Source organism: Bradyrhizobium sp. 18BD, from assembly GCF_054185225.1.
Genome location: NZ_JAVAYL010000009.1, coordinates 188,790 through 215,071 on the forward strand (window position 1 = coordinate 188,790; position 26,282 = coordinate 215,071).

Here is a 26,282-nt window from a genome sequence, read left to right on the forward strand (position 1 = left end):
GTTCGTTCAGTCGCGTCTCAGCGGCCGACGAATTTCGGCGGGCGCTTGGCGTTGAAGGCCTCGACGCCTTCCTTGAAGTCTTCCGACTGGCGCAGCCGGCTGTAGCAATGGCCTTCGAGCTCGATGGCGATGGCGAGCGTCGAATCCTCGGTGTCGTTGAGCAGCTTCTTGGCGGTGCGCTGCGCCAGCGGAGAGAAGGTGCGGAGCTCGTCGACCAACTTGTCGGTCGCCTTCTCCAGCTCGGCATCCGGCACGCATTCGGTGGCGATGCCCCAATCATAGGCCTGCTTGGCCGAGATGCGCTTGGAGCGCATCACGATGTCCTTGGTGCGGGTGATGCCGACCATCTTCTGCAGGCGGGCCGAACCGCCCGAGCCCGGGATCTGGCCGAGCTTCTGCTCCGGCAGCGCGTATTGCGTGGTCTCCGAGGCGATGCGGAAATCGCAGGCCAGCGACAGCTCGAAGCCGACGCCGAAGCAATAGCCGCGGTTGGCGACGATCACGGGCTTGGCGCAGCGCGCGGGCGCGGCGATGTTCAAGGCGAGCTTGGAGACGTGCTCGGGGCTCGCCTCCATGAAGCCGCCGATATTGCCACCGCTGGAGAAGTGCTCGCCCTCGCCGCGCACCACGATGACGCGCACGCGCGGATCCTCGTCCAGCGTCTCGAAGGTCAGGCGGAGCTGGTCGCGCTGCGGCATCGCCACGACGTTATAGGGCGGACGGCCCAGGATGATATCGGCGCGCTCATGCGCCTCGTCGATCTCGACCTTGAATCCGTCGAGCTTGGCGAGCCGGGGATCGGCGAATGTATAGGGTGACGGCATGGCTTCTTCCTTCTGTTGATGGGTGATGATCAGGCCGCGTCCGACGGCGGCAGGCGCTCGGCCTCGTATTCTCCGGCGACGAGCAGTCGCCGCAGCAGCTTGCCGACCGGCGATTTCGGAATCGCGTCGACGAAGACGTAGCGGCGCGGCCGCTTGAAATTGGCAAGGCCCGTGGTGCGGCAGAACTGCTCCAGCTCGACCTCGGACACCGCGCGGTTGCGCTTGACGAAGGCGGCGACGATCTTGCCCCACTTCTCGTCGGCCACGCCGACCACCGCGACCTCGTCCACGGCGGGATGCAGCGACAGGCAGCTCTCGATCTCGACCGGCGAGACGTTCTCGCCGCCGGTGATGATCATGTCGTCGACACGGCCGGTGACGAACAGATCGCCGTCGGGATCGACGAAACCGGTGTCACCGGTAAAGTACCAGCCCTCGCGCAGCGATTTTGCGTCGGCCTCGGGGCGGCGCCAGTACCCCTCAAAAGCTTCGTCGCCCGCAAGCGTGGCGATGATCTCGCCCTCCTCACCGACCGCAGCAAGCTCCGCGACCGACTTCGCGCTGATGCGCACGACCTTGACGTGCTGGTTCAACCCGGCCTTTCCCGCAGAGCCGGGTTTTGCCGCGGCGTTCTGGTCGATCGTAAAGGTGTAGATCTCCGAGCTGCCGTAATGGTTGACGAACAGGTCGGGCTTGAACGCTTCGTTCAGCTTCTTCAGCAGGCCGTCAGTCATCGACGCGCCGGCAAAGCCGAGCTTGCGCACGCTGGACACGTCAGTCTTCGCAAAGGCCTCGTGATGGACGAGGTCGTGATAGAGCGTCGGCACCAGATAGAGGTTGGTGATCGCTTCCTGCTCGATCAGCGCCAGCGCCTGGCGGCTGTCATAGCGCGGCAGACAAATGAAGGTGCCGCCGATCAGCGACATCGCCAGCAGCGAGCGAACGCCCATGGTGTGGTAGAGCGGCATCACGCCGAGTGTGCGCTCACCGCGCCCGTAGAGATTTTGCGCGACATGGGCGATCGCCGCGGCCCGCTCGGCACGATGCCGTCGCGGCACACCCTTCGGCCGCGAGGTCGTGCCCGAGGTGTAGAGCATGATCGACCAGGAATCAGCGCCGACGCGCGGCTCGGCATCTAGCGCAGCGTCCGTGATCAGGCCGGCGAAGCTCGTCGCCTCGCCTATTCCGGGATCGACGGAGACGCGCAGCAGCTTGCCTGCCAGCGCCGAGCCCTGCACGGCTTCGGCCGAGATGTCCTGGTAGAACACCGCGCAGGCTTCGGCGTTCTCGATGCAGTAGTCGAGCTCGTCGGCCTTGGCGCGCCAGTTGATCGGCGTGATCACGAGGCCGGCGAACTGGCAGGCCCAGTGCAGCGTCGCCGCCTCCCAGCGGTTTTGCAGCAGCGTGACGACGTGATCACCGGGCTTGAGGCCAAGGCGGTCGAACGACGCAACGAGGGAGGAGATCTTGTCGTACCATTGCCGGTAGGTCAGGCGGAGATCGCCATCGACCAATGCGATGGCGTTGGGATCGCGCGCGGCGCTGGCCATGAAGCTGCTGGCGAGATCAAGCATCTGACGTCTCTTTTTTGGATGAAGCGAGCTGGGCGGCGGCTTCGAGCGCCGCCTGGATGATCGGGGTGTAGCCGGTGCAGCGGCAGATATGCCCGCTGAGGAGATCGCGGATCTCCGCCTCGGTCGGCGCCGGATTCCTCGCGAGGTAGTGGTCGAGCGACATCAGGATGCCGGCGGTGCAGAAGCCGCACTGGAGCGCGTGGTTGCGGCGGAACGCCTGCTGCAGCACGCCGAGCCGGTCGGCCGAGGGCGCGAGCCCTTCGACCGTTTTGAGCTCGCAACCGTCGACCTGCGCCGCGAGGGTCAGACAGGAACGGGTCAGCATGCCGTCGACGACGATGGTGCAGGCGCCGCAGACGCCGTGCTCGCAGCCGACATGGGTACCGGTCGCGCCTAACTGGTGGCGCAGGAAATCGGACAGCAGCATGCGCGGCTCGGCTTCGCCTTCGACCGGCTTGCCGTTGAGCGAGAAGCGGACGGGATGGCGGTGATCGGCCTTGAGACGGGTCATTGCAGCACCTCGCGGATCAGGTCGCGGCCGATCATGCGCACGAGATCGCGGCGGTACCGCGCTGTGGCATGAACGTCGTCGCGGGCGCCGAGCTCGTAGGCAAAGGCATTGAGCGCATCGTCGAGCGCGCTGCCCTCCAGCCGCGGCCAGTCGCGCACGGTCGGGACGTCAGCGACGCCGCCGACGGCGAGACGCACGCCGGTTGACGTTTTCATCGCAGCGCAGGCCACGATGGCGAAATCGCCATGGCGGCGCGCGACTTCACGGAAGGCGAAGCGCGACCCCTTCGTGACCGGCAGCGAGATGCTCTCGATCAATTCATCGTCGCTGCGCGCGGTCAGCATCATACCGGAGAAAAAGTCCTTCGCGGCGACCCGGCGACGGCGCTTGGCGCTGCGGAGCAGCACCTCGCCGCCGAGCGTGACCATTGCCAGCGGCATCTCGGCGCTGGGATCGGCATGCGCGAGCGAGCCGCAGATGGTGCCGCGGCTGCGGGTCTGCATGTGTCCGACCCAGGGCAGCGCCAGCGCGACCAGCGGCAGCGCCTCGGCGAGGTCAGGCCATGCGAGTAGATCGGCTTGGCGTACACCGGCGCCGATCATAACGGCATCGCCCTTCCGCTCGATCTGGCGCAGCTCCCTGATGCGCATGATGTCGATCAGCAGCTTTGGCTTGGCGAGGCGCATGTTCAGCATCGCCATCAGCGATTGCCCGCCGGCGAGCACGCGCGCATCGCCGCCCTGCTGCGCCAGCCCTTCGAGGACGTCGCCAACGCTCCCGACGCGGAGATAGTCGAATGCGGGCGGTTTCATCGGCGCCCCCCGAACAGCCTGGCGACCTTCGCCAGCAGCGCGAACAGCGAGAAGCCGCCGCCCTCCGCGCCGCCACCACCGGCCTTGCGCGCCAGCGCAGTGAAGAACTGGCCGATGATCACCCGCGTCGCGCCGTCGAGCAGACGACCGCCGATGCTGGCGACCTTGCCGCCGATCGCGGCGTCATAGCTATAGGTCAGCTTGGTCCCACCGTTGCCGTCGGGCGCGAGCGTGACCCGTCCCTCGGCGTTGCCAAAGCCGAGCGCGCCGGTGGCGCCGCCACGCAAGGTGACAGCATGCGGCGGATCAAGATCGAACAGCTCGACATCGGCGCGATAGCGGCCGGTGACGGGACCGATGCCGAGCGTGACGTCGGCGCGGAAATGCGTGTCGGTGACCTTGTCGACGCGCTGGCAGCCGGGGATGACGGATTGCAGCGTCGCGGGATCGAGCAGCATCGCCCAGACCTGCTCGGGCGCACCCTTCACCGAGGCCTGCCCCTCACCGCGCAGCCGGCGATCACCCTCGCGCATGGGCGCAGCCGTTGCGCCGCCCGCGGGCGGCGGCGCTTCGGCACCGCGCACCAGTTCGACAAGCCGCGCCGGCACCAGCGGCAAGGTGATATCGGCGACGCCGAGCGCATCCGCGACCGCATTGGCGAGGCACACCGGCGTCGACATGCAATTGCCCTCGCCCACGCCCTTCGCGCCGAGCGGCGTGAACGGCGACGGCGTCTCCATGTGGAAGATCTCGGGCTCCGGCACCTCTGTCGTGGTCGGCAGCAGATAGTCGGCGAGCGTTCCCGTCAGGAAGCTGCCGTCCGCGGCATAGGCATATTCCTCGAACAGCGCGGCGCCGAGCGCCTGGGCAAAACCGCCGCGGATCTGGCCGTTGACCATGCCTGGATGCAGAATCGTGCCGCAATCGTGCATGGTGACGTAGCGGTCGATCCGCGTCTCCAGCGTGACAGGATCGATCTCGACGCCGCAGAAGTCGAAGATGAAGCCGTGGCAGAGCGAGGAGTTGATGCGGTCGTTCTCATCGGGCGGCGTCAGCTCCGGAGGGGTCCAGAACACGGTCTCGCGGATGGTCTGGCCGGCATCATCAGGCAGCGAGCCCGGCGACCAATGGCTGAGCGCGGCGACGCGCGAGAATGCGATCCGGTTCTCCGGATTGTGCTTCGAGGCGACAAAGCCCTTTGCAAATACGATGTCGGCAACTTCGACATTGAGCTGGCTCGCGGCGATGCGAGCGAGCCGGCCGGCGACGCGCTCGGCCGCGAGCTTCGCGGTGCCCGCCACCGCCGCGGCAAAACGGCTGGCGTAATTGCCTGACGCGATCGACCAGGCATCCTTGGCGGTGTCGATCTCGGTGTTGACGCGGATGTCCTTGGGTTGGAGGCCGAACACGTCGGCGACGACCTGCGACAGCACGGTGCGATGGCCCTGCCCTTGCGGCACCGAAGCCACGTGCACCGTGACGCTGCCGACCGGATCGAGCCCGACCGTCGCTGTCGCCTGCGCGCCGTTCTTGGGACCGGCCTTGCGGCGCTCGGCCGCCGTCAGCACGGTCGTGATGTAACCCATGTTGGAGACGCTGGGCTCGACCACCGCGGTGAAGCCGATGCCATACAGGCGGCCCTGCGCGCGTGCCTCATCACGTTTCGCCTTCAGCTCCGCAAGCCTGCCCTGTTCGACCGCACGCGCGACGGCTTCCTGGTAGTTGCCGGAATCAAGCAGAGCACCGGTCGCCGTGCGATAGGGGAATGCGCCTGAAACGATCAGATTGCGCTTGATGACATCGAGCGGATCGAGGCCAAGGCCGATCGCGATCCGCTGCACCAGACGTTCGAGCGCGAAATAAACCTGCGGGCCGCCAAAGCCGCGATTGAGGCCGGTCGGCGTCTTGTTGGTGACGACGACGCGGTTGCGGATATTGACGTTGTGGATGTCGTAGGCGCCGGTCAGATTACCGTGCATGCGGTACAGCGTGGCCGGCTCCGGCGCGCGCAGATGGGCGCCGCAATCCTCGACCTGGTCCCAGTCGAGCGCGAGGATCTTTCCGTCGGCCGCGACCGCCGCCGACAGCGTCGTCGCGCGGTTGGTCGCCGACACCGACGCGGTGAGATGCTCGAGCCGGTCCTCGATCCACTTGACCGGCCGTCCCGTGACACGCGCGGCCGCCGCAATCAGCACGATGTAAGGGAACACACCCTGCTTGACGCCAAAGCTGCCACCGGAATCCGGCGGCGTGCGCAGCCGCAGCCGGTTGCCCGGCACTTTCAGCGCACGCGCGATCACCGTGTGGATGCTGAACGGGCCCTGGAAATTGGCGAGCACCTCATACGCATCCTCGCCGGCATCGTGCGAGGCGACGACGCCATAGGTCTCGATCGGCGTGCAGGAATTGCGCGGATATTTGATATCGATGGAGAAGCGATGCGGCGCATCCGCGAAGGCATTTTCGGGATCGCCATACCGGAAGGCGCGGTCGCTGGCGAGATTGCCGGGAAAGCCGTCATGCAGCACCGGCGCACCGGGCGTGATCGCGTCCAGCGGATCGACGACGGCGCCGCGCGGGCGGTATTCGACATTGATGAGCTCAGCCGCATCTTCGGCCCGCGCGCGATCGGTCGCGACGACCACGGCGACGGGCTCGCCGACATAGCGCACGCGATCCATCGCGATCGGCCAGCACTCGACCGGCGCCTTCACGCCGACGACGAGGCTCGTGGTGACGGCCTTGACGTCGCGTCCGGTCAGAACTGCTGCAACGCCCGGCAGGCGCTTTGCAGCTTCAGCATCGATGGAGAGAACATCGGCATGCGCATGCGGCGAGCGCAGGATCGTTGCGTGCAGCGTGCCGGGCTGAACGCCGAGATCGTCGATGAAGCGGCCGCGGCCAGAGAGCAGCGCGGCATCCTCGACGCGCTCAATCGAACGTCCGACCCACGGCTCATCGCCACTTCCCGGATTTGCGGATTTGACCGCCTGCAGCATATCCCGGCATACCTCCCGACGCGTTCTTTGACGCGACGATGACGTTTGTCAGGACAGGGGTGCAGGGCCCATACCGCCCGCTCTCACGACTTACCAAATCGTCTCATTCGAGAGCGTGCAGCGCAATATCAGTCTGGAAGAATCAACCAGCAAGACGCGAGACGTTGCGAAACTCGCGCGGGCTGACGCCGGCGTGATCACGGAAGAAGCGCGTGAAATGCGCCGGCTCCGGAAAACCAAACCGCTCGCTGAGCTCGCCGAGCGGCGTGTCCTCGCGCATCACAGCCTCCAGCGCGCGCTCCATGCGGACGACGTTGAGATAGATTTTTGGCGAGACCCCGAGCGAGGTCTCGAACAGGCGGAAGAACTGCGCGCGCGAGAGCCCTGCGCCCTTCACGAACTGATCGACATTGGCATAGGAGTCATGCACGCGCATCGCATCCATCGCGCGGCGGATGCGCCAGTCGCAGCTCACCGCGCTCATGCCGCGGATCGAGGTCGGAAAGCTGCGCCAGGGCGTGAACCGCTCGATCACCGCGATCATGAGATCGGACAGCGTCTGCTCGTGGGTGCGCACCGCATCGGGATTCGCCATCATTTCAGCGGCCAGATGCAGCGTGAGCTGGCGGATGCGCGGCGACACTTCGCCCGAGGGACGCTCGAAAAAGCCCGGCGCGCCGCTCGCGGCCCAACCGGGGCGGAACTCCTTCAGCCATTCCGGCTCGATATAGAGCGCCATGATCAGCGTGCGCGGGCGATTGACGTCATGCACATAGGCATGCGGCTTCCAGCCGTCGACGAGCACGGCAGCAGCGTCCGTCAGCGGCGTGACCTGGTCACCGACCATAAACTGCGTGTCGGCGCCCTCGACCTTGAGCAGGACGTGGCAGTGATGATGAGCGTGGCGGACCAGTGAACGGTCCATGTCGAGCAGAGCGACCCTGCCGAAAGCGCCATGAGCGATGCGCAGGGCCGTCGACATCAGTTCCTTCCTCCCAGCATTGCGCTGCAAAATGGTTGCTTTGTTGGCGCGGCACTATAGGCAGCACCCGCTTCATATTCCAACGATGCAAACCGACGCAAGTTGCTTGGAGGCGGTAACCGGCTCATGCACGCGCCTCCGCGAGAAGGCGCGCGACCGCGGCGCTGGGGTCGGCCTGCAACGCCGTGGCGAGATCGACGTCCTCCTCGCCCTTGACGCGGATGCGCTTAAAGGCGAGCTCGGGCGCACTGACCGGCGCGGTCGCATCCAGGCCCATCTTGGCGCTGATGCCGTTGTCGGTGGTCGGGTCGAGTTTTGAGCCGAGCGCGCCGGAGACGACCATGAGATCGCGGTCGGCCTGGAAGCGCGTCGCCACCGCCCATTCGATCTCCTCGGACGAGGAGATGTCGACGTCCTTGTCCACCACGACCACCTGCTTGATGTCGTAATGCGCGCCGAAGGCGCACATCATGATGTTCTTGGGCTCGCCGTCATTGGCCTTGTCGATCTTGATCACGAGATGGTAGCGGCAGGTGCCGCCGCGCGTCAGGCGAACGTCGAGCACGTTCGGGAAGCTGCGGCGCAGATGCTGGAGCAGCGTCGCCTCGCGCGGCACGCCGCCGAGGATCAGATGCTCGAAGCCGCCGCCAACGATGGTGTGGAAGATCGGCGCCTTGCGATGCGTGATCGCATCGACCTCGATCACCTCGCGATTGGCGCGCGGGCCATAATATTGGGGGAATTCACCGAACGGTCCCTCAGGCTCGCGCACGGCCTGCAGGATGCGCCCCTCGATCACGATCTCCGCATGGGCGGGAACGCGGACCGAATTGGTGCGGCACTTCACGACGTCGACGGGCGCGCCGAGCAGCGCGCCGGCAATCGCCATCTCGTCCTCGTCGAGCGCCGCGATCGCCTGCGAGGCCAGCATCAGCGCCGGATGCGCACCGATCACGATCGCGATCTCCAGCGCCTGGCCCAGCTCCTCGGCCAGGCGATAATAGGAGAAGGTGTGCCGCGGCAGCAGCAGCACGCCGATGCGATTCTTGCTGGAGATCTGGCAGCGGTGGATCGAGACATTCTGCACGCCGGTCTTGGGATTGCGGGCAATCAGCAAGCCGGCCGTGATGTAGGGTCCGCTGTCGCGCTCATTGTGCTTGGGCACCGGAAGCTGACGAAGCAGATCGACGTCTTCGTGGACGACGTCCTGCACCGGCCCGCTCGCGACCTCATGCGTCGGCAGCGGACAGCTCGCCGCGGCCAGGAACCGTGGCAGCAGCTGCTCCTCGGTGACACCGATGGAATCGGCGACCCAGTCGCGGCCGGCGAAGAGATTGGCGACGACGGGGATCGCGTGTCCATCGGGCCGCGGAAACAGCACCGCGCTATCGCGCTCCAGCCGCTTGGCTATGGCGGCGAGCTCATCAGCCAGCCCAATACCCTCGCGGGCAATCGCGAGCCTGCCGCGCTCGGCGAGGTAAGCGAGCCAGGTGCGCAGATCGGCTTGCGCCTTGGCGCTTGTTCCAGCCGGAGTTTCTATTTGCATGTAACGGGTCTTTCCTTGGGTCTTCAGATCAGGGCGCTACCTTGCGCAGCGTCGGCGAGCGGCGCTTGAGCGCCTCGTCCTCGCCCCAGCGTCGCACCACGCCGATATCGATGTCGTAGAGATCGAGCACGCGGCCGACGGTGTGCTCGACCATGTCTTCGAGATTTTCCGGCTTGGCGTAGAAGGCTGGCACGGGCGGCGCGATGATCGCGCCCATCTCGGACAGCGCCGTCATCGTCCTGAGATGTCCGGTATGCAGCGGGGTCTCGCGCACCATCAGCACCAGGCGCCGCCGCTCCTTGAGCACGACGTCGGCGGCGCGCGTCAGCAACGTCGTGGTCACGCCGGAGGCGATCTCGGACATCGAGCGCATCGAGCACGGCGCCACGATCATGCCGGCGGCGCGGAACGAGCCGCTCGAAATTGCCGAGGCCATGTCGTCGATCCCATGGCAGACATTGGCAAGCTCCCTCACCTCCGCGATCTTCAGGTCCGTCTCGTAGGCAAAGGTCAGCTCGGCGGTCTTCGACATCACCAGATGCGTCTCGACGCCGGCATTGCGCAGGAGCTGCAGCAGGCGCACGCCATAGGTGACGCCGGAGGCGCCGGAAATGCCGATGATCATCCGCTTGGGCGTGGTGTCCTGCATAGGTCCGGTTTCGCTCCCTGAGCACGCGCCCTTGAGGCGCGGTCCGCCGCAAGACTAGGCAATCGCAGCCATCACCACAAATAATGATTGATTATATTATTCATCATCTGAGATGATGACATGAGCTGGATTGGCGAACGAAGGACTGGCACCGTGGAACTCAGGCAGATGCAATATTTCCTATGCCTGGCCGAGGAGAAGAACGTCACAAGGGCCGCGCGCCAGCTCAACATCGTGCAGCCGGCGCTGAGCATGCAGATCGCCAAGCTCGAGGCCGAGCTTGGCCAAAAACTGTTCGACCGCAGCGTCCAGGGTATGACGCTGACCAGCGCCGGCGAAGCGCTGGTGCGGCTGACGGCCCCGATCGTGCGCGATGCCGAATATGCCCGGCAGGAGATGGCGCAGCTCGGCGGGCGCATCTCCGGCCGCGTCTCGGTCGGCCTCATCACATCGGTCGCGCAGAGCACGATGGCGAGTTCGTCGGCGACCGTCGCGAGCCGCTTTCCCGAGATCACGCTGTCGGCCTGCGAGGGTTACACCGAGACGCTGGTCGATTGGGTCAACACCGGCCAGCTCGATTTCGCGCTGATCAACGTGCCGCGGCGGAAGACGCCGCTGGCCGCGCATCAAATCATGGACGAGGAGATGGTGTTCGCCTGCCGCAAGGACAGCCCGATCAGGCCACCGGCAAAATTGCGCTTCGATCACATCGCGGGTTTTGACCTCGTGCTGCCCTCCAAGCGTCACGGCCTGCGGCTGATCCTCGACGAGCAGGCCGCCGCCGTCGGCATCGACCTGCGGCCGCGCCTAGAGCTCGACACCCTGCCCGCGCTCTGCGACGTGATCGCGACCACCGATTTCGCCACGGTGCTGCCGACCATCGCGCTCCGGCAATCGCTTGCGAGCGGCGCCATTCGGGCGCATCGCTTCGACGCGCAGCGGATCCTGCGCTCGATCGCCTGGGTGCATCACCCCCGGCGCGCCGTGTCGGTCGCAGCCAAGGCCGTGCTCGACGTCATCAGCCACGATCTGGCGCAGGCGGCCGCCGTCGCACGAGAGTTCGTGGAGCCCTCCTCCGGCGGCAAAGGCTCCTCTTCTCGCAAGGACCGTCGCAAGCCGCGAAATCGTGCCGGTTAGAACCGATCGAGATTGGCGCTCTGTACGTTGAAAGTCGCGATCGCCGATCAGATATTGCATGAGCCCGCCCTCGCGTCCGGACCGACCATCGCCCGCCATGCCCTTCTTCCGGCTCAACGACGACCATGTTCTCCCCGACGACCTCGGGGAGTTCGACCCCGAGACCGTGCCGCGCACCCTCGCCGCCTTCGGTGGCCGCATGGTCACCAAGGGCATGGAGCTGGCCATGCACGCGCATCGCAAGGATGAGCTGGTCCTGACCTTGCGCGGCATCGTCAGGCTGGAGGCGGGACACGGCGTCTGGATCGTGCCGCCGCGCTGCGCGGTGTGGATCCCCGGAGATGTACCGCACAGCGTCAGCATGATCGGCGATGTCGAGATGCATTGCCTGTTCATCGAACCGGAGGCGGTGCCGGCGCTGCCGCGGCAATGCTGCGCGCTGTCGATCTCGCCTTTGCTCGCGAGCCTGCTGGTCCATGCCACCCACATGCCTGTGATGTACGATGTCGACGGCGCCGACGGTCGGATCGCAACCGTGCTGCTCGACCAGCTCGCGGTCGCGCCGGTCGAGGAGCTGCGCTTCCCGATGCCTGTCGACGCGAGGCTGCGCCGCATCGCGAGCGCATTGATGGAAGATCCGTCGGATCGCGCCACGATCGACGATTGGGGCCGGCGCATCGCGGTTGCCCCTAGAACCCTCACCCGCATCCTGCAACGCGAGACAGGCATGAGCTTTGGCCGCTGGCGTCAGCAGCTCCACATCCTGATCGCGCTTCAGCGCCTCGACCAGGGTGCCTCGGTGCAAACAGTGGCGCTCGACCTCGGCTATGAGGGTGCGAGCGCCTTTGTCACCATGTTCCGCAAGGCGCTGGGCAAGCCGCCGGCGCGATACCTCGCCGAACGCCGTATCGCCGCGCACTGACCGGAATTCGCAATCGATTGTCCGATTCGCCGAATGCGGCTTGAGGGATGATCTCGTATCCAGGCTCCCGTAGCGCCGGCGGCGCATTGCAAGGGAGCCGATCACCATGGATTCACTCAGCACGGGCCTCGTCGCCGAGGTCCTCCATCGCCTTCACCAGGACGCAGAGATCGCCGACGCGCCGCTGATGCAGGCCCTCGTCGATGAAGCCGGCAGCCGCGAAGAGATGATCAGCCAGGCCATCGCGGCCGAGAGCCGTGATCTCAACGAAGTCTACCAGAACTATGCGAACAATTTCCTGAGCGTCTCGCCGCGGTTCGGGCGTTTCCTCTATATGTGCGCCCGCGCCTGCAAGGCGAAACGCATCGTCGAGTTCGGCTCGTCGATGGGAATTTCGGCGATCTATATGGCGGCCGCGCTGCGCGACATGGGCGGTGGCCGCCTGATCGGGACCGATCTCGAACCCGGCAAGATCGAGCGCGCCCGCGCCAACGTCGCCGCCGCGGGCCTCGCCGACTTCGTCGAGTTCAGGCTCGGCGATGCCCGCGAGACCCTCGCCTCCGGCTTCGGTGAGATCGACATGGTGATGCTCGACGGCGCCTTCACGCTCTATCTTCCCATTCTCCAATTGCTGGAGCCGCAATTGAAGCCCGGCGCGCTCATCGTCGGTGAGAACGCGTTCGAGGAAGCCTCCGGCTATATCGACTACGTCAGAGATCCCGGGAACGGCTACCTCTCGCTGTCACTGCCGTTCGACCCCGGCCGCGGCAACGAACTCACGATCAAGACCTGATCATCCGGGAGCCAAGCCTTGAACGAGCCGGGCCAGTCACCGCAAATCCCCGAACCATCACAGGGACGGGTCACAAAAATGTTGCTGCGCTGGCTGATGCGCTCCGTGCGCGTCACCGCCGTCGAGACGCTCTCGCCGCGCTTTCGACTCATCGAACTCGAAGGCGAGGCCCTCAAGGACGTCGCCTGGACTGCCGGACAAAAGATCCAGGTCGCGATGGGTGCGGGCCTCAGCGCACGCACCTATACGCCGATGTCGTGGGACACGGGCCGCGGCAGGACGCGGCTGCTCGCCTTCGCGCATGGCGACGGCCCGGGCAGCCGATGGGTGAGTGGCTTGCGCACAGGCGATGCCTGCCAGTTCTTCGGCCCGCGCCATTCGCTCGATCTTGCCGGTCTGGAGGCGCCTGTCGTTGTGTTCGGCGACGAAACTTCGTTTGGCGTCGCTGCAGCTCTGCGCAACAATCTGCAGGCCGGCGGCGCGCTCCACATGTTCGAAGCCACAGATATCGCGGAGTCGCGGCAAGCGCTGGATGCCATCAACCTTCGAGAAGCGAGATTGATCGCACGCAGCACCAGCGAGAACCATCTCGCGACTGTTGAAGCGGAAATGCTGCGCCTTGCTGCAAACGGAGCGCAATTCGTGCTGACCGGCAAGGCATCCTCGATCCAGCGCATCAGTCGCGCGCTGAAAGCCGCGGGCGTTGCGTCATCGCGCATCAAGGCCAAGGCTTATTGGGCACCGGGCAAGACCGGGCTGAATTGAGCTTTTCTTCACTCGGATAAGATGTCGCGCCCACTGCAGAATGAGACGGGTTGGTAAGTTTTGAGACCAGCAGGCATGACGGTCGCATTCGCGAGCTAATTACGATCCAGGCGTAGAAAATCGCGACTTGGCGCTCACCCCGACGACTCCTGTCCCGGACGATCCCAGGTCTGGCAGAACAAGCAGTCGGGAGATTCAGTCCGAGATGACACGGTTCGATCGCAGCAAGATCACGGACAGCGCAACGCGGTACGCTGAGGAGTTTCGTCCCGACCGCCGGATTCTGCTGTCGCTCGTTGCAGGCGCCGCTATCGCCGCGACCGGACTGCGCTCTGCGCAAGCACAAGATTATCCCGCCCGCCCCGTGCAGGTGCTCGTGCCCTTTGCCGGCGGCAGCGCCAGCGACGTGATCACGCGCATCCTGCTCAACCACATGTCGACCTCGCTCGGGCAAGCCTTCGTGGTCGACAACCGCCCCGGCGCCGGCGGCAATATTGGCACCGCAGCCGCAGCGCATGCCGCCCCGGACGGTTACACCTTGCTGATGAGCACCTCCGGCCCGCTGGCCGCGAACAAGGCGCTCTACAAGGATCTGCCCTACGATCCGCTGAAGGACCTCGCCCCGATCGGCCTGTTCGCAACGCTGCCGAATGTCATCGTGATCAATTCGAAACTGCCGCCGAAATCGCTCGCCGAGCTGATCGACTACGCCAAGGGCCATCCCCGCGAGCTGAACTACGGAACGGTCGGCGTCGGCTCGTCGCAGCATCTGGCGGCGGCCTATTTCGAGCAGCTCACCGACACCGAGCTCACGCACGTTCCCTACCGCAACATCGCCGCATATACGCCGGACTTCATCGCGGGCCAGGTCCCGCTCGGCTTCCAGCTGCTGCCGAACGTCCTCGGCCTGATCAAGAGCGGCGATGCGCGACCGCTCGCGGTTGCCAACGACAAGCGCATGACGGCGCTGCCTGACGTGCCGACCGCGTCCGAGGCCGGCCTGAAGAACTACGAGAGCGCGGCGTGGCTTGCGCTGCTCGCGCCGGCGAATACCGACAAGGCCGTCGTCGACAAGCTCTACAAGGCAATGGTCGAAGCGATGAACGATCCGAAGGTGCGCGCCCTCTTCGTCGAACAGGGCGCCGAGCCGCTGGTGATGGACTCCACGCGCCTGACGGACTTCATGACCGCTGAGACCACGAAGTGGGCGGGGATCATCAAGAAGATCGGCATCGAACCGATGTAAGGATCACATCGAGCCGGTGTGATCACATCGCATCGATGTGAGGATTACACCAGGCTCGACTTGCCGCGGCTCAGCACCTCGCCGGCGCCCTTGTCGCCGACGATCCTGCCCTGCTCGTATACCACCCGCCCCCGCGCGATGGTGGTGACGGGCCAGCCGGTGATGTCAAAGCCTTCCCACGGCGTGTAGTCGGAGCCGTGGTGCAGATCGGCCTGCTGAATCTTCTTCGTCAGCTTGGGGTCCCACAGCGCGATGTCGGCATCGAAGCCGACGCCGATCGAACCCTTGCGCGGGTAGAGGCCGTAGATCCGCGCATGGTTGGTCGCGGTCAGCTCGACAAACTTCTGCAATGTAATGCGTCCCTTCGAGACGCCCTCCGAGAACAGGATCGGCAGCCGCGTCTCGACGCCGGGAATGCCGTTCGGCACCCAGCGGAATGACGTCCGTGCATTCGGCGTCAGCTTGCCCTTGGGATCGTCGTAGCGGAACGGGCAGTGGTCGGACGAGAAGGTCTGGAACACGCCCGTGCTGATACCTTCCCAGATCGCCTGCTGGCTTTCCGCATCGCGCGGCGGCGGCGAGCAGACATATTTCGCGCCCGTGATGTCCATGTTGAGGCCCTTCATGTCGTCGGCCGTCAGCGTGATGTATTGCGGGCAGGTTTCGGCATGCACCGGCAGGCCGCGCTGCTGGGCCCAGCGCACCTGCTCCATCGCCTCGCGGCCTGAGACGTGCACGATCATGATGGGAACGCCGATCACCTCGGCATGGCTGATGGCGCGATGCGTCGCCTCGCGTTCGACCGCCTGCGGCCGCGAGGTGCCGTGATAATAGGGCGCGATGTGGCCTTCGCGCTCGAGCTTGCTGGTGAGGAAGCGGATCGCGTCATAGCCCTCGCAATGGACCATCACCAGCGCCTCCTCGCGCCGTGCGACGTCGAAGACTTCGAGCAGTTGCTTATCGCTGAGCACGAGGTCGTCATAGGTCATGAACACCTTGAACGAGGTGTAGCCGTCCTTGACGAGGGCCGGCAGCTCCTGCCCGAGCACGACCGCGGTCGGGTCGGAGATGATGAGATGGAAGGCCGTGTCGATGTAGCACTCGCCCTCGGCGAGCTTGCGGTAGTTCTCGACGCAGGTGCGCAGCGAGGTGCCCTTCTCCTGCAGCGCGAAGGGCAGCAGCATGGTGTTGCCGCCGGCTGCCGCCGCGCGCGTCGCCGAGGCGAAATCGTCGGCCATGACGACGTCGGGGCCGGAGGGCTGCGAAATGTGGACGTGGCTGTCGATGCCGCCGGGCAGCGCGAGCAGGCCCGTGGCATCGATCTCGCGCGCCGCGCCCTCGATGCTGTCGGCGATGCTGACGATGCGGCCGTCGCGAATGCCGATATCGGCGCGAAACTCGTCGCCGGCCGTCACGATGGTGCCGCCGCGAATGGCGAGATCGAGCTGCGTCACAGGAGTCTCCGTCACTTGATGCCTGCTGATGTCTGGAAGATCCGGCCCCATTGCGCAAGAGCCCCGATGTCGCCCCCGGCGAGCTCGAGCGTCCGCCACAGCGTCACCGCGACCGAATCCAGCACGGCGATGTTCAATTCCCGTTCGAGCGATGCGGCGAGCGCGGCACCGTCGAGATTGGTGCAGAGGATGACGACGGCATCGGCGCCCTCCGCGGCCACAGCGCGGCTCATATCCGCGATGGTCGCGGGCGCGACCTCGCCAAAGGAAAAATTGTCGCGCAGGCCGAGATGCCGCTCGGCAAGCGGGGCGACGCCGTCCTCCGCCCAGACGGCACCGATGCGCCGCTGCACATCATCCGTATAGGGCGAGACCAGGCCGACACGTTTTGCCCCCAGCGCGCGGGCGGCATCGATGCAGGCGAGCGTCGATGTGGTCGCGGGGACACCGGTGCGCGCGGTGATCGCCTCGCACAGGCTCCGGTCGCGGCCGATGCCGAGCCAGCTTGCGGAGGTGCCGTTCCACGCGATGGCGTCGACCTTGGCGTCCGCCAGCAGATCCGCCGCCGGCAGCATCACCGAGGCATCGAACTGGTTCAGCGCCGCGGCGTCGAGCGCAATCTCGGTGACGCGGAAGCGCGAGAAATGCGCGGTGACGCCGTCGACGCCGGCCAGCATGGCGCTGGTGACGGGCTCCAGCACCGAGTTGGAGGACGGCGTGATCATGCCGAGGCGCTTGCGCATGGTGGTCATCTTCCTGCGGCCCGTTGCCTGACGGGGGTGACATTGTGTCTGGCCCACAGCGCTTCCGCAACCTTCTGCGCCTCGCGAACCAGCTCGGCACCATCGGTGCTCAGCAAGCGGCCGTCCTCGATCACGATACGGCCATCGACAATGACGGTCTTTACGTTATTGCCGTTGCCGGACCACACCAGCGCGCCGAAACCGTCGATGACGGGTGCGAGTGTCGGCTCGGACAGGTCGAGCAGGACCAGATCCGCCTTCTTCCCCACCGTGATCGAGCCGATCGCGTCGCCCAGCCCGAGCGCTTCGGCGCCGCCCTGTGTCGCCCAGCGGAGCGCCGTCCGCGCGTTCAGCCCGTCCTTCTCGCCGCGGATCCGCTGCATGGCGACCGCCCAACGCATCGCCTCGAACATATCGCCCGAAAACGTATCGGTGCACAGCGCCATCCGGGCGCCGTGACGCGCGATCGAGGCCGCGGGCGCGATGCGACCGGTCTTGGCATTGCCGATCGGCGTATAGGCCATTGTCGCCTTCGCAGCGCCGAGCGCGGCTTCGTCATCGGCGGTCACGTGGATGCAATGCGCCGCAATCAGGCGCTGGTCGAGCAGCCCGGCCGCATCGAGCACCTCGACCGGCGACCGGCCGCTGCGCGCCTGGGTTTGCGACACCTCGATTGGGCTCTGGCAGACGTGGGTGTGGACGTTGCCGCCATATCTCTGCACGAGACCGGCGACCTCGCGCAGCAGATCGTCCGAACAGGTATCCGGTGCATGCGGGGCAAAGTCGCACCTGATCCGGCCATTGTCGTGGCCTTGCCAGCGTTCGACCAGCGCAACGTTCTCGGCGATGCTCGCAGCACCAATGGCGGCCGAATAGTCGTAACGCTTCTGCGTCAAGGCTTCCGGATCGGCGTCGTGGATCCGGCCCGCGATGACCGCGCGCGAGCCAAGCTCGGCATGCGCCTTGGCCAGCGCTTCCGGGTAGCGGTAGAAATCGACGATCGTCGTCGAGCCCGTCCGCAGCATCTCGTAGACGCCGAGCCGCGACAGCGCGGTGGCCTCGCCCTCGGTCAGCCGATGTCCTTGCGGAATGCCGGCCGTGAACATCGGCGCAAAGCCGAGATCCTCGATCATGCCGCGCGTGATCATCAGCGGCGTGTGGTTGTGAACGTTGACCAGCCCCGGCATCACGAGCTTGTCGCGCGCGTCGATCGTCCGCTTTGCTGACCAACGCTTCGCGAGCTCGTCGCCATCGCCGACGTCGACGATGCGGCCGTGCTCGATGGCAACCGCGCCGCCTTCGACCATGCGATCGGCGCCGTCCAGGGTGACGAGAAGTCCGCCCTTGACCAGGAGATCACAGGCGCGCGGTATTGTTGCTGATTCCATCGCTCAAGACGCCTGCGCAAGGCGCGTCGACTCCTCCCGGATCAGGGACAGGATGTGGCGCTTTGCGTCATTGAATTCGGGGCTGGTGATGTCGCGCGGGCGCGGCAGGTCGAAATTGACGGCCTCGCGGATCCGGCCCGGCCGCTTGGTCATCACTACGATCTTGTTGCCGAGCACCAGCGCCTCGTCGACGCTGTGGGTGACGAACACGATGGTGCAGCGGCGCTTCTGCCAGATCGCGACCAGCTCTTCCTGCATTTCGAGCTTGGTCTGGGCGTCGAGCGCGGCGAACGGCTCGTCCATCAGGATCACGCTCGGGTTCATCAGCAGCGCCCGGGCGATACCGACCCGCTGGTTCATGCCGCCGGACATCTCGGACGGATGGTGATGCTCGAAACCGCGCAAGCCCACGAGATCGATGAACTCCATGGCGCGGTCGTAACGCTCGGCCTTGGCGACGCCCTTGAGCTTGAGGTGGAAGGCGATGTTGTCGATCGCCGTCAGCCACGGCATCAGGGTCGGTTGCTGGAACACCACGCCGCGGTCTGAGCCGGGCCGCTCCACCTGCTTGCCGTCCACCAGCGTGCGGCCGGAGGTCGCCTGCTCGAAGCCGGCGATGATGTTGAGCAAGGTCGACTTGCCGCAGCCGGACGGGCCGAGCAGGCAGACGAAGTCGTTGGCCTCGATGTCGAGATTGATGTTGTCCAAGGTTAGCAGGTCGCGGCCGCGCCGCTTGTCGGAGAACACCTTGACGATGTTGCGAAGCTCGATTGCCGCCATCAGCCCGCCCTGCCCTGCACGGTGGTTGTCTGCTGCCAGCGCAGCGTGCGTGCCATGATCGCCTTGAGGCCGAGATCGGAGAGATAGCCGAGCAGCCCGATCGAGATCATTGCCGCGAGCACGATGTCGTAGCGCAGGAAGTAGTAGGAATCCCACAGCACGTAGCCGAGGCCGCTCTTGACCGCGACCATCTCGGCGGTGACCGTCAGCATCCAGGCCGATCCGACGGCGATGCGCAGGCCGGCGAAGATCGAGGGCAGCGCCGCCGGCAGCACGATGTCGGTCAGCATCTGCCGACCGTTCGCGCCCATCATCGCGCCGGCGCGGACGAGATTATGGTCCACGGTCTTCACGCCGTGGATGCTGTTCATCAGCACGGGAAAGAAGGCACCGAGGAAGACGAGGAAGATCGCCGGCTTGTCGGCAATGCCGAACCAGATGATGGCGAGCGGAATCCAGGACACCGGCGGGATCGGCCGCAGCATCTGCAGCGTCGGCTCCAGCGTCTTCTCGAACAGGCGCGACCAGCCGATCGCGACACCGGCGAGAATGCCGAGCAGGCTCGCCAGTGCAAAACCGCCGAACACGCGGAGCGCGCTGGCGAACGCGTCGCGCAGCCAGTGCCCGGAATAGGTCTGCGTGGTCTCGTCGAAGCCGAACACCCAGTCCCCGAGCGCGTGCAGCACCGCGCTCGGCGCCGGCAGCAGCGCCGGCGGCAGCATGCCGCTGCGGGCAAAGGCCTCCCAGCCCGCGATCAGCAGCGCAGGGACAATGACGCGTTCGAGCCCCTGGAACGCCCGCGTCAACCGGAACGCCGGCTTGGCCGGAGAGACGTCAGTAACCGAGGTCATTCTTGGCCTTTCCGGTGGCCTTCTCCAGGAACGAATAGTCCATGTTCTTCTCCGCTTCCGCGGAGACATCCTTGGAGATGTATTTGAGGTCGCGCATCATCGCAGCGATCGCGAGCGTCTGCGAACGATGGATCGCGGGATCGGGCGAGGCATTGTTCAGCGCTTCGGTTGCCACGGTCTTGTCGAGGCCGGTGAGCTTGTTGATGACTTCGATCCACGGCCCCTTGTCGGCGATCAGCTTGTTGTCGAGCTCGACCACCGCGCTGACGATGCCTTGCACGCCGGCGCGCTGGCTGGCGATCACGTCGGAGCGGGTGACGATCAGGTTGGTCAGGTTGCCCGCGGCCTGGTCATACGGCAGCACGAAATGCTTGCCGGCGCCGGCGAGCCGGATCTGCGAGGCGAACGGCTCGACCGAGCAGATCATGTCGACCTCGCCGCGCTGCAACGCCGCGAGATGGTCGGACGGATTGGGAATGTTGATGAACTGGATGTCCTTGTTGGGGTCGACACCCTGCTTGAGGAAGGCGCCGCGCATGTGGATGTCCTGCGCGTTGCCGCGGGAGGCCGCGACCTTCAATGGCTGGCCGTCGCTCTTCGCCTTCGTCACGGTCGCCTTGAACGCGGCCCAGTCCTCCGCCGGCAGGTTCAGCTTCGCGGAGGAGAGACATTCCGAGCCGCCGTTGATCTGGCCGGACACGGCGACGACGTCAAAGCCCTTGTCGAGCGCGGTGATGTAATGGAGGTAAGTCACCTGCGCGACGTCGATGCTCTTCGAGATCAGAGCAGTCAGCACGTCATTACCCGAGTTGAAGCCGGTCGCCTCGACCTCGACGCCCTTGGCCATACCGGGAATCAGCGACATCGGCAGGCAGTGCGCGCATTTGGCGTAGCCGAGCTTGATCTTCGCGGTCTGCGCCATGGCGAGGTCGCCACCGCCGAACATCGCCGCCATCACCACGAGGCCCACTCGCAAACTCGTCCGCATCGCTTACTCCGTTTCGGAAGGCGCGAGATCTCGCGCGTCGCGCCAGATCATTGGCCGGGCTTTGCGGCAACGCAATCCGGTTTTTGCATGCTGCATACAATTTGCGCGCTATGCCATTGTTTTCAGCTACATGCGTCAGTATTTTGGGCAAGCCAAGGGGCCGGAAACGGCTAGGATGAACTGAAGCAATGAGGCGCGCGTGCAGCAGAAGTCGGAAACCCTGAAGGGCCGAAAATCGCCCAAACTCAAGAGGATGGGCCTGCATGAGCGCGCCGCCGCGCGGATGCGGACGATGATCATTCGCGGCGAGCTGGCGCCGGGATCGCAGACCCAGGAGACCCGGCTGTCGAAGGAGCTCGGCGTGTCGCGCACCCCGCTGCGCGAGGCGATGAAGGTGCTGGCGGCGGAAGGGTTGATCGAGCTGCGCCCCAACCGCAGCCCGCGCATCGCCGACATCGCGGTCGAGGGCATCCAGGAATTGTTCGAGGCGCTCGCCGGCATCGAGCGGCTGGCCGCGGAGCTTGCCGCGGAGCGCGCCACCGAGCGCGACCTCGCCCGCCTCCGCACGCTGCAGACCCGGATGGAGGGTCACCATCGCAACGGCAAGCTCGACGAATACTTCGCCATCAATGGCGAGATCCACAACACGATCGTCCGCATGGCCCGCAACACGCCGCTGCGCGAGGCGCACGAGACGCTGATCTCCCGCGCCGAGCGCGCGCGTTATCTGGCGCTCGGTGCCGACAAGCGCTGGAGCAATTCGGTGGACGAGCACGCCGACATCCTTGCCGCCCTCGAGGCGCGCGATAGCGAGGCTGCCGGACGCCTGCTCGGCGCCCATGTCCGCCAGACCGGCACCGCCCTGCTCGAAACGCTCGCCCCCAAGCCCAAGCTGACGGCGGCCTGACCATGAAGCTGCTGCTGCTCAACCCCAACACCAGCACCTCGGTCACCCAGTTGATGACCGATGTCGCCCGGCGCGCCGCCGCGCCCGGCACCGAGCTCGTCCCCTGCACCGCCTCGCGCGGCGTGCCCTATATCGCCACGCGTACCGAGGCGCAGATCGGCGGCGCCATCGCGCTGGAGATGCTGGCCGAGCAGCACACCAAGGTCGACGCCGCGATCATCGCCGCGTTCGGCGATCCCGGTCTGTTCGCCGCGCGCGAGACCTTCGACATTCCCGTGATCGGCCTTGCGGAAGCTGCGATGCTCACGGCGTGCATGGCCGGACGCCGTTTTGCGATCGTCACCTTCGCGCAGGCACTGGGCCCCTGGTACGAGGAATGCGTCCGCGACCACGGGCTGCGCGAGCGCTGCGCCGGCATCCGCATGCTCGATACGCCGTTCAAGGCGATCTCGGACGTCGGCACCGAGAAGGAGGATCTGCTCGTCGAACTCGCGCAGCGCGCCATCGTCGAGGATGAGGCCGATGTGCTGATCTTCGCGGGCGCGCCGCTCTCGGGTCTTGCCGAGCGCGTCGCCCACCGGATCCTCGTCCCCGTCGTCGACCAGGTCGTCGCCGCCGTGAAGCAGGCCGAAGCGCTGGTGGCGCTTCGCCTGCGCAAGGCGACCGCGGGCACGTTCCGCCGGCCCGCTGCGAAACCCACTATCGGTCTTGCCGACGCGCTCGCCGCGCGGCTCGAGCATCGCGACAGCTAGGGGAGCTTCGGCCGCCGATGCGAAAAGCCCAATTCGTTTTCGATGGCACGGCCGAAGGCAAACAGACGGGATTCGCAGCCCGGCGGCGCGATGATCTGGATACCGAAGGGCAACTCATTTGCGTCTCGCCGCGCCGGCAAGGTCAGGACGGGAAAGCCGACCAGCGAGACGATGAAGGTGACCGCGAGATAATCGATCGGCGTCTCCAGTACCGTACCGTCGATCGCGGTGACATCGCTGATCTCGTTCGGCCAGGGGAAGACAGAGGCCGCCGGCGCGATGAGGAAATCGGCGCGGGTGAACAGCTCGCGAAAGCTGCGATAGATCGCGGTGCGGCGCCGCTCGGCGTTGAGATAATTTTCGGCGGAGAGCTTTGCGCCCGCCTCGATGTTCCAGATCACGGTGGGCGTGAGCTCGGCGCGGCGTGTTCTCAGCAGCTCGCCATAGAGGTTGGCGATGTGCGCGGCACGCAGCGTGCGGAAGGTCTCGATCGCGCCGCTGCAATCGGGCGAGGACGGCACGACATCGGCAATTCCGGCGAGCGCGTCGCAGGCGGCGGCAAAACGCGCGCGGACATCGCGCGCAATTGTCGCGACACCGAAATCGGGTGTGACTGCGATCCTGGGGCGCCCCACGATGGCCCGATCATCACTGACGATGTCCGCGGAGAGCGGATCATTCGCATCGCCTCCTCCACAAACCGCCAACGCCAATTCGAGATCATCGACGCCGCGGGCGAGAAAGCCGTGGGTTGCGAGCATGTCCCAGCCGAGTGGGCGGCGCGGCGACGGGATGCGGCCGGGCGTTGGCCGGATCGAGGCTACATCGCAAAAGCTTGCGGGCGTGCGCACCGAGCCGCCGAAATCGGTGCCATGCGCGAGCGGCACCATGCCGGCCGCGACTGCGACGGCGGAGCCGCCGGACGATCCGCCGGAGGTCAGCGCGGGATCGAACGGATTGCGCGTCGGCCCGCACACTTTATTGGTGCAGACCGCACCGAAGCCGAATTCCGGCGTGTTGGTCTTTCCCAGAATGATCGCGCCGGCGCGTCGCAGCCGCGCCACGACGAGATCGTCCTCGGCGGGGACGTGATCGCGAAACAGCACCGAGCCATAGGTGGTCGCAAGCCCCGCTGTGTCGGTGAGATCCTTGATCCCGACGGGCACGCCATGCAGCGGACCGACCGGCGCGGGCGCGGCATCGCAGATGTCAGCGGCGCGACGGGCACCTTCCGCATCCACGGTCACGAACGCCGCCAGTTGCGGATCCCGTTCGGCGATCCGCGCCAGATGCGCCTCGACGGCGTCGCGCGAGGACAGCTCGCCCGTCGCGATGGCGCGCGCAAGGGTTGTGGCAGTGAGGTCGCAGATCGATGGCTTCGATGTCATCGCCGCACCATGCCAAACCTCGCAGCGAAAGGCGAGCGCGGCGGGCACGAGACTTGCTTTCTTCCTCGGAAGAACCGGAGGCAACACCATGGCTGAAGCGCAAGGCGGGCGTTCGCTCGTCGTCGATGCCGTCACCCACCGCTATCCCAGCGGCGCGCTCGCGGTCGAGAACATCAATCTCGACATCAAGGGCGGCGAGATCATCGCCCTGCTCGGCCCGTCCGGCTGCGGCAAGACCACGCTGCTGCGCATCATCGCCGGCTTCATCGCGCAGACGCAGGGGCGCATCATCATCGGCGACGACATCGTCGATGCGCTGCCGCCGAACAAGCGCGCCGTCGGCATCGTGTTCCAGAACTACGCGCTGTTCCCGCATCTGTCGATCAGCGAGAATGTCGGCTACGGCCTCGCCGCGCGCGGCATCGACAAGGCGACGCGCCAGCGCGAGGCGCAGCGCCTGCTGGAGCTGGTGCAATTGCCGTCGATGGCCGAACGGCTGCCGCGGCAGCTCTCCGGCGGCCAGCAGCAACGCGTCGCGCTCGCCCGCGCGCTCGCGATCAAGCCGTCGATCCTGCTGCTCGACGAGCCTTTTGCCGCACTCGACAAGAATCTGCGGCTCGACATGCAGATCGAGGTCAAGCGGCTGCAGCGCGTCTCCGGCATCACCACGCTGATCGTGACCCATGACCAGGAAGAAGCGTTGTCGATGGCCGACCGCGTCGCGGTGCTGAGCCACGGCAAGCTCGAACAGTTCGGCACGCCTTCCGACGTCTACGACCGGCCGCAGACCCTGTTCGTGAATACCTTTGTCGGCTCGACCAACCGCATGCCCGGAATCGTGGTGTCGGCGGACCGTACCGAAGCCAAGGTGCGTCTCGATGCCGGCGCGGAGATCATCGCGCGGCCGGCGGCCGGCAGCCTCACCGAAGGCGGCCGCGTCACCGTCTGCATCCGGCCCGAGCATCTACAATTCGTCGGCGACGAGACCGGCTTTGCCGGCGTGGTCGGCATGTCGCTGCCGCTCGGGGCCACCGTCGTCCACGAGGTCACCACCGCCGACGGCTCCGGCGTCAAAGTTTCCCAGGCGCGCATCGGCGAGACGCGCGCGCTGGAGAGCGGCGTGGCCGTGCGCCTCGCCCCGCTCGCCCCTTCGCTCGCCAACGCCTTTCCCGCAACGCTTTAGTTCCAGTCATTGTCCACAACGGAGTTCGACATGATCCTCAACCGCCGCAGCCTGATGACGACGGCCCTCACCCTCGGGGCCATGAAGGCGTTTCCCGGACTGAGCTTTGCCCAGGCCCGCCCGCTGGTGTTCGCGACCTTCACCGGAAGCTGGGAAGAAGCGCACAAGGCCGTGCTGGTGCCGGCCTTCCGCAAAGCGAATGCCGATGCGGCGATGGTGCTCGACCCCATGCTCTCGGTGGACCAGATCGCGAAGGTCAATGCCGCGAAAGCCAATCCGCCGATCGACGTCATGCTGCACGATCCGGGTCCGGCGCTGGTCGCGATCGGCCAGGACCTCGTCGAGCCCTATCCGGTCGAGAAGAGCGCCTATTACAAAGACCTGATCAGCGAGGCGCAGGAGCCGATGGGCCCCGCCCCGTTCTTCCAGGTCGTCGGCCTCACCTATAATCCTGAAGCCATCAAGACGCCGCCGACCTCGTGGGCCGATCTGTGGAAGCCCGAGTTCAAGGGCCGCGTCGGCATCACCAACCTCAACTCGACGCTCGGCACCGGCTGGCTGGTCGAGATCGCCAAGATGCGCGGCGGCTCCGAAGCCAATGTCGATCCCGCCTTCAAGGCACTTGAAGAGCTGAAGCCCAATCTCGCCGCGGTCGCCGCCAATCCCGGCGCGCTCGCAACCCTGTTCCAGCAGGGCCAGATCGACATCTCGCCCGGTAATTTCAACGCCATCCAGATCCTGAAAGCGCGCGGCGTGCCGGTCGAGTTCGTGGCGCCGAAGGAAGGCGCCATCGCCTTCAAGACCACGATCCATATCGTCAAGAACTCGCCGAACCGCGAGCTCGCCTTCAAGCTGATCGAGGCGGCGCTGACGCCGGAGGTGCAGACCGCACTGATGAACCCGCCCTATCTGATCGTGCCGACCAATTCCAAGGTCGCGATGGGCGGCGAGATCGCGCGCGTGCTCGCCAAGGACACCGCGGAGCTGAAGCAGAAGTTCGTGTTCCAGGACTGGAAGAAGATCAACGAGCAGCGCTCGGCCTGGATCGAGCGCTTCAACCGCGAGATCAAGATCTAAGACCTTGAAGG

Annotated in this window: 24 protein-coding genes; 9 read left to right on the plus strand and 15 right to left on the minus strand. The window is 66.0% G+C overall.

Annotated features, from left to right (window positions below):
- Nucleotides 1–17: 17 nt before the first annotated feature.
- From RAD16_RS18380 to RAD16_RS18415, 8 genes are all read right to left on the minus strand, one after another.
- On the minus strand, nucleotides 18–824 hold the full coding sequence (locus tag RAD16_RS18380; protein WP_458159301.1) for an enoyl-CoA hydratase/isomerase family protein: 807 nt from the start codon (nucleotides 822–824) through the stop codon (nucleotides 18–20).
- Between the two features lie 29 nt (nucleotides 825–853).
- Nucleotides 854–2,398: an AMP-binding protein gene (locus tag RAD16_RS18385; protein WP_458159302.1), complete on the minus strand. Its 1,545-nt coding sequence runs from the start codon at nucleotides 2,396–2,398 to the stop codon at nucleotides 854–856.
- A complete protein-coding gene (locus tag RAD16_RS18390) occupies nucleotides 2,391–2,909 on the minus strand; it encodes a (2Fe-2S)-binding protein (protein WP_458159303.1) in 519 nt (172 codons plus the stop codon). Before RAD16_RS18390 ends, RAD16_RS18385 begins: the two co-directional genes overlap by 8 nt.
- Nucleotides 2,906–3,721 carry an FAD binding domain-containing protein gene (locus RAD16_RS18395; RefSeq protein WP_458159304.1) on the minus strand — a complete coding sequence of 272 codons (816 nt, stop codon included), beginning with the start codon at nucleotides 3,719–3,721 and terminating at the stop codon, nucleotides 2,906–2,908. Before RAD16_RS18395 ends, RAD16_RS18390 begins: the two co-directional genes overlap by 4 nt.
- A complete protein-coding gene (locus tag RAD16_RS18400; protein ID WP_458159305.1) occupies nucleotides 3,718–6,720 on the minus strand; it encodes a xanthine dehydrogenase family protein molybdopterin-binding subunit in 3,003 nt (1,000 codons plus the stop codon). Before RAD16_RS18400 ends, RAD16_RS18395 begins: the two co-directional genes overlap by 4 nt.
- 142 nt (nucleotides 6,721–6,862) lie before the next feature.
- Entirely contained in the window at nucleotides 6,863–7,702 is an 840-nt protein-coding gene (locus tag RAD16_RS18405) for a helix-turn-helix transcriptional regulator (protein ID WP_458159306.1), read from the minus strand.
- 124 nt (nucleotides 7,703–7,826) lie between these two features.
- Nucleotides 7,827–9,248, minus strand: coding sequence for a UbiD family decarboxylase (locus RAD16_RS18410; RefSeq protein ID WP_458159307.1), 1,422 nt, complete (start codon nucleotides 9,246–9,248; stop codon nucleotides 7,827–7,829).
- A 28-nt stretch (nucleotides 9,249–9,276) separates the two neighbouring features.
- Nucleotides 9,277–9,897: a UbiX family flavin prenyltransferase gene (locus RAD16_RS18415; RefSeq protein ID WP_458159308.1), complete on the minus strand. Its 621-nt coding sequence runs from the start codon at nucleotides 9,895–9,897 to the stop codon at nucleotides 9,277–9,279.
- A gap of 168 nt (nucleotides 9,898–10,065) precedes the next feature.
- Between RAD16_RS18415 and RAD16_RS18420 the strand changes: the two genes are divergently transcribed.
- The 5 genes from RAD16_RS18420 (at nucleotide 10,066) to RAD16_RS18440 (ending at nucleotide 14,760) form a co-directional block, all read left to right on the plus strand.
- Entirely contained in the window at nucleotides 10,066–11,034 is a 969-nt protein-coding gene (locus tag RAD16_RS18420) for a LysR family transcriptional regulator (RefSeq protein ID WP_458159406.1), read from the plus strand.
- A gap of 58 nt (nucleotides 11,035–11,092) precedes the next feature.
- The gene (locus RAD16_RS18425) at nucleotides 11,093–11,956 is read left to right on the plus strand and encodes an AraC family transcriptional regulator (RefSeq protein ID WP_458159309.1); all 864 of its coding nucleotides are present in this window, start codon (nucleotides 11,093–11,095) and stop codon (nucleotides 11,954–11,956) included.
- Between the two features lie 106 nt (nucleotides 11,957–12,062).
- A complete protein-coding gene (locus RAD16_RS18430; RefSeq protein ID WP_458159310.1) occupies nucleotides 12,063–12,749 on the plus strand; it encodes an O-methyltransferase in 687 nt (228 codons plus the stop codon).
- Between the two features lie 78 nt (nucleotides 12,750–12,827).
- A complete protein-coding gene (locus RAD16_RS18435; RefSeq protein WP_458159311.1) occupies nucleotides 12,828–13,514 on the plus strand; it encodes a siderophore-interacting protein in 687 nt (228 codons plus the stop codon).
- A 205-nt stretch (nucleotides 13,515–13,719) separates the two neighbouring features.
- Nucleotides 13,720–14,760, plus strand: coding sequence for a Bug family tripartite tricarboxylate transporter substrate binding protein (locus RAD16_RS18440; RefSeq protein WP_458159312.1), 1,041 nt, complete (start codon nucleotides 13,720–13,722; stop codon nucleotides 14,758–14,760).
- A gap of 44 nt (nucleotides 14,761–14,804) precedes the next feature.
- On the opposite strand, the gene hydA is transcribed toward RAD16_RS18440, so the two are convergent.
- The 6 genes from hydA to RAD16_RS18470 are packed head-to-tail and all read right to left on the minus strand — an operon-like array spanning nucleotide 14,805 to nucleotide 20,964.
- A complete protein-coding gene (gene hydA, locus RAD16_RS18445) occupies nucleotides 14,805–16,265 on the minus strand; it encodes a dihydropyrimidinase (protein WP_458159313.1) in 1,461 nt (486 codons plus the stop codon).
- Nucleotides 16,226–16,966 carry a maleate cis-trans isomerase family protein gene (locus tag RAD16_RS18450; protein WP_458159314.1) on the minus strand — a complete coding sequence of 247 codons (741 nt, stop codon included), beginning with the start codon at nucleotides 16,964–16,966 and terminating at the stop codon, nucleotides 16,226–16,228. The genes hydA and RAD16_RS18450 overlap by 40 nt, the downstream gene beginning before the upstream one ends.
- Nucleotides 16,963–18,345: an amidohydrolase family protein gene (locus RAD16_RS18455; protein ID WP_458159315.1), complete on the minus strand. Its 1,383-nt coding sequence runs from the start codon at nucleotides 18,343–18,345 to the stop codon at nucleotides 16,963–16,965. The genes RAD16_RS18450 and RAD16_RS18455 overlap by 4 nt, the downstream gene beginning before the upstream one ends.
- 3 nt (nucleotides 18,346–18,348) lie before the next feature.
- The gene (locus tag RAD16_RS18460) at nucleotides 18,349–19,125 is read right to left on the minus strand and encodes an ABC transporter ATP-binding protein (RefSeq protein WP_458159316.1); all 777 of its coding nucleotides are present in this window, start codon (nucleotides 19,123–19,125) and stop codon (nucleotides 18,349–18,351) included.
- Nucleotides 19,125–19,976: an ABC transporter permease gene (locus RAD16_RS18465; RefSeq protein WP_458159317.1), complete on the minus strand. Its 852-nt coding sequence runs from the start codon at nucleotides 19,974–19,976 to the stop codon at nucleotides 19,125–19,127. Before RAD16_RS18465 ends, RAD16_RS18460 begins: the two co-directional genes overlap by 1 nt.
- Nucleotides 19,960–20,964, minus strand: coding sequence for an ABC transporter substrate-binding protein (locus RAD16_RS18470; protein WP_458159318.1), 1,005 nt, complete (start codon nucleotides 20,962–20,964; stop codon nucleotides 19,960–19,962). Before RAD16_RS18470 ends, RAD16_RS18465 begins: the two co-directional genes overlap by 17 nt.
- A 199-nt stretch (nucleotides 20,965–21,163) precedes the next feature.
- Here RAD16_RS18470 and RAD16_RS18475 point away from each other — a divergent pair, with 199 nt between their 5' ends.
- A complete protein-coding gene (locus RAD16_RS18475; protein WP_458159319.1) occupies nucleotides 21,164–21,871 on the plus strand; it encodes a GntR family transcriptional regulator in 708 nt (235 codons plus the stop codon).
- Between the two features lie 2 nt (nucleotides 21,872–21,873).
- Nucleotides 21,874–22,623, plus strand: coding sequence for an aspartate/glutamate racemase family protein (locus tag RAD16_RS18480; protein WP_458159320.1), 750 nt, complete (start codon nucleotides 21,874–21,876; stop codon nucleotides 22,621–22,623).
- Here RAD16_RS18480 and RAD16_RS18485 read toward each other — a convergent pair.
- Nucleotides 22,620–24,011, minus strand: a complete 1,392-nt coding sequence (locus tag RAD16_RS18485; RefSeq protein ID WP_458159321.1) for an amidase — start codon at nucleotides 24,009–24,011, stop codon at nucleotides 22,620–22,622. The two genes, RAD16_RS18480 and RAD16_RS18485, sit on opposite strands and share 4 nt — an antisense overlap.
- 88 nt (nucleotides 24,012–24,099) lie before the next feature.
- On the opposite strand from RAD16_RS18485, the gene RAD16_RS18490 reads away from it, so the two are divergent.
- Together RAD16_RS18490 and RAD16_RS18495 are read left to right on the plus strand one after the other, a co-directional pair.
- Nucleotides 24,100–25,194: an ABC transporter ATP-binding protein gene (locus RAD16_RS18490; RefSeq protein WP_458159322.1), complete on the plus strand. Its 1,095-nt coding sequence runs from the start codon at nucleotides 24,100–24,102 to the stop codon at nucleotides 25,192–25,194.
- Nucleotides 25,195–25,224: 30 nt separating this feature from the next.
- Entirely contained in the window at nucleotides 25,225–26,271 is a 1,047-nt protein-coding gene (locus RAD16_RS18495; RefSeq protein WP_458159323.1) for an ABC transporter substrate-binding protein, read from the plus strand.
- The last annotated feature ends 11 nt before the right edge of the window (nucleotides 26,272–26,282 follow it).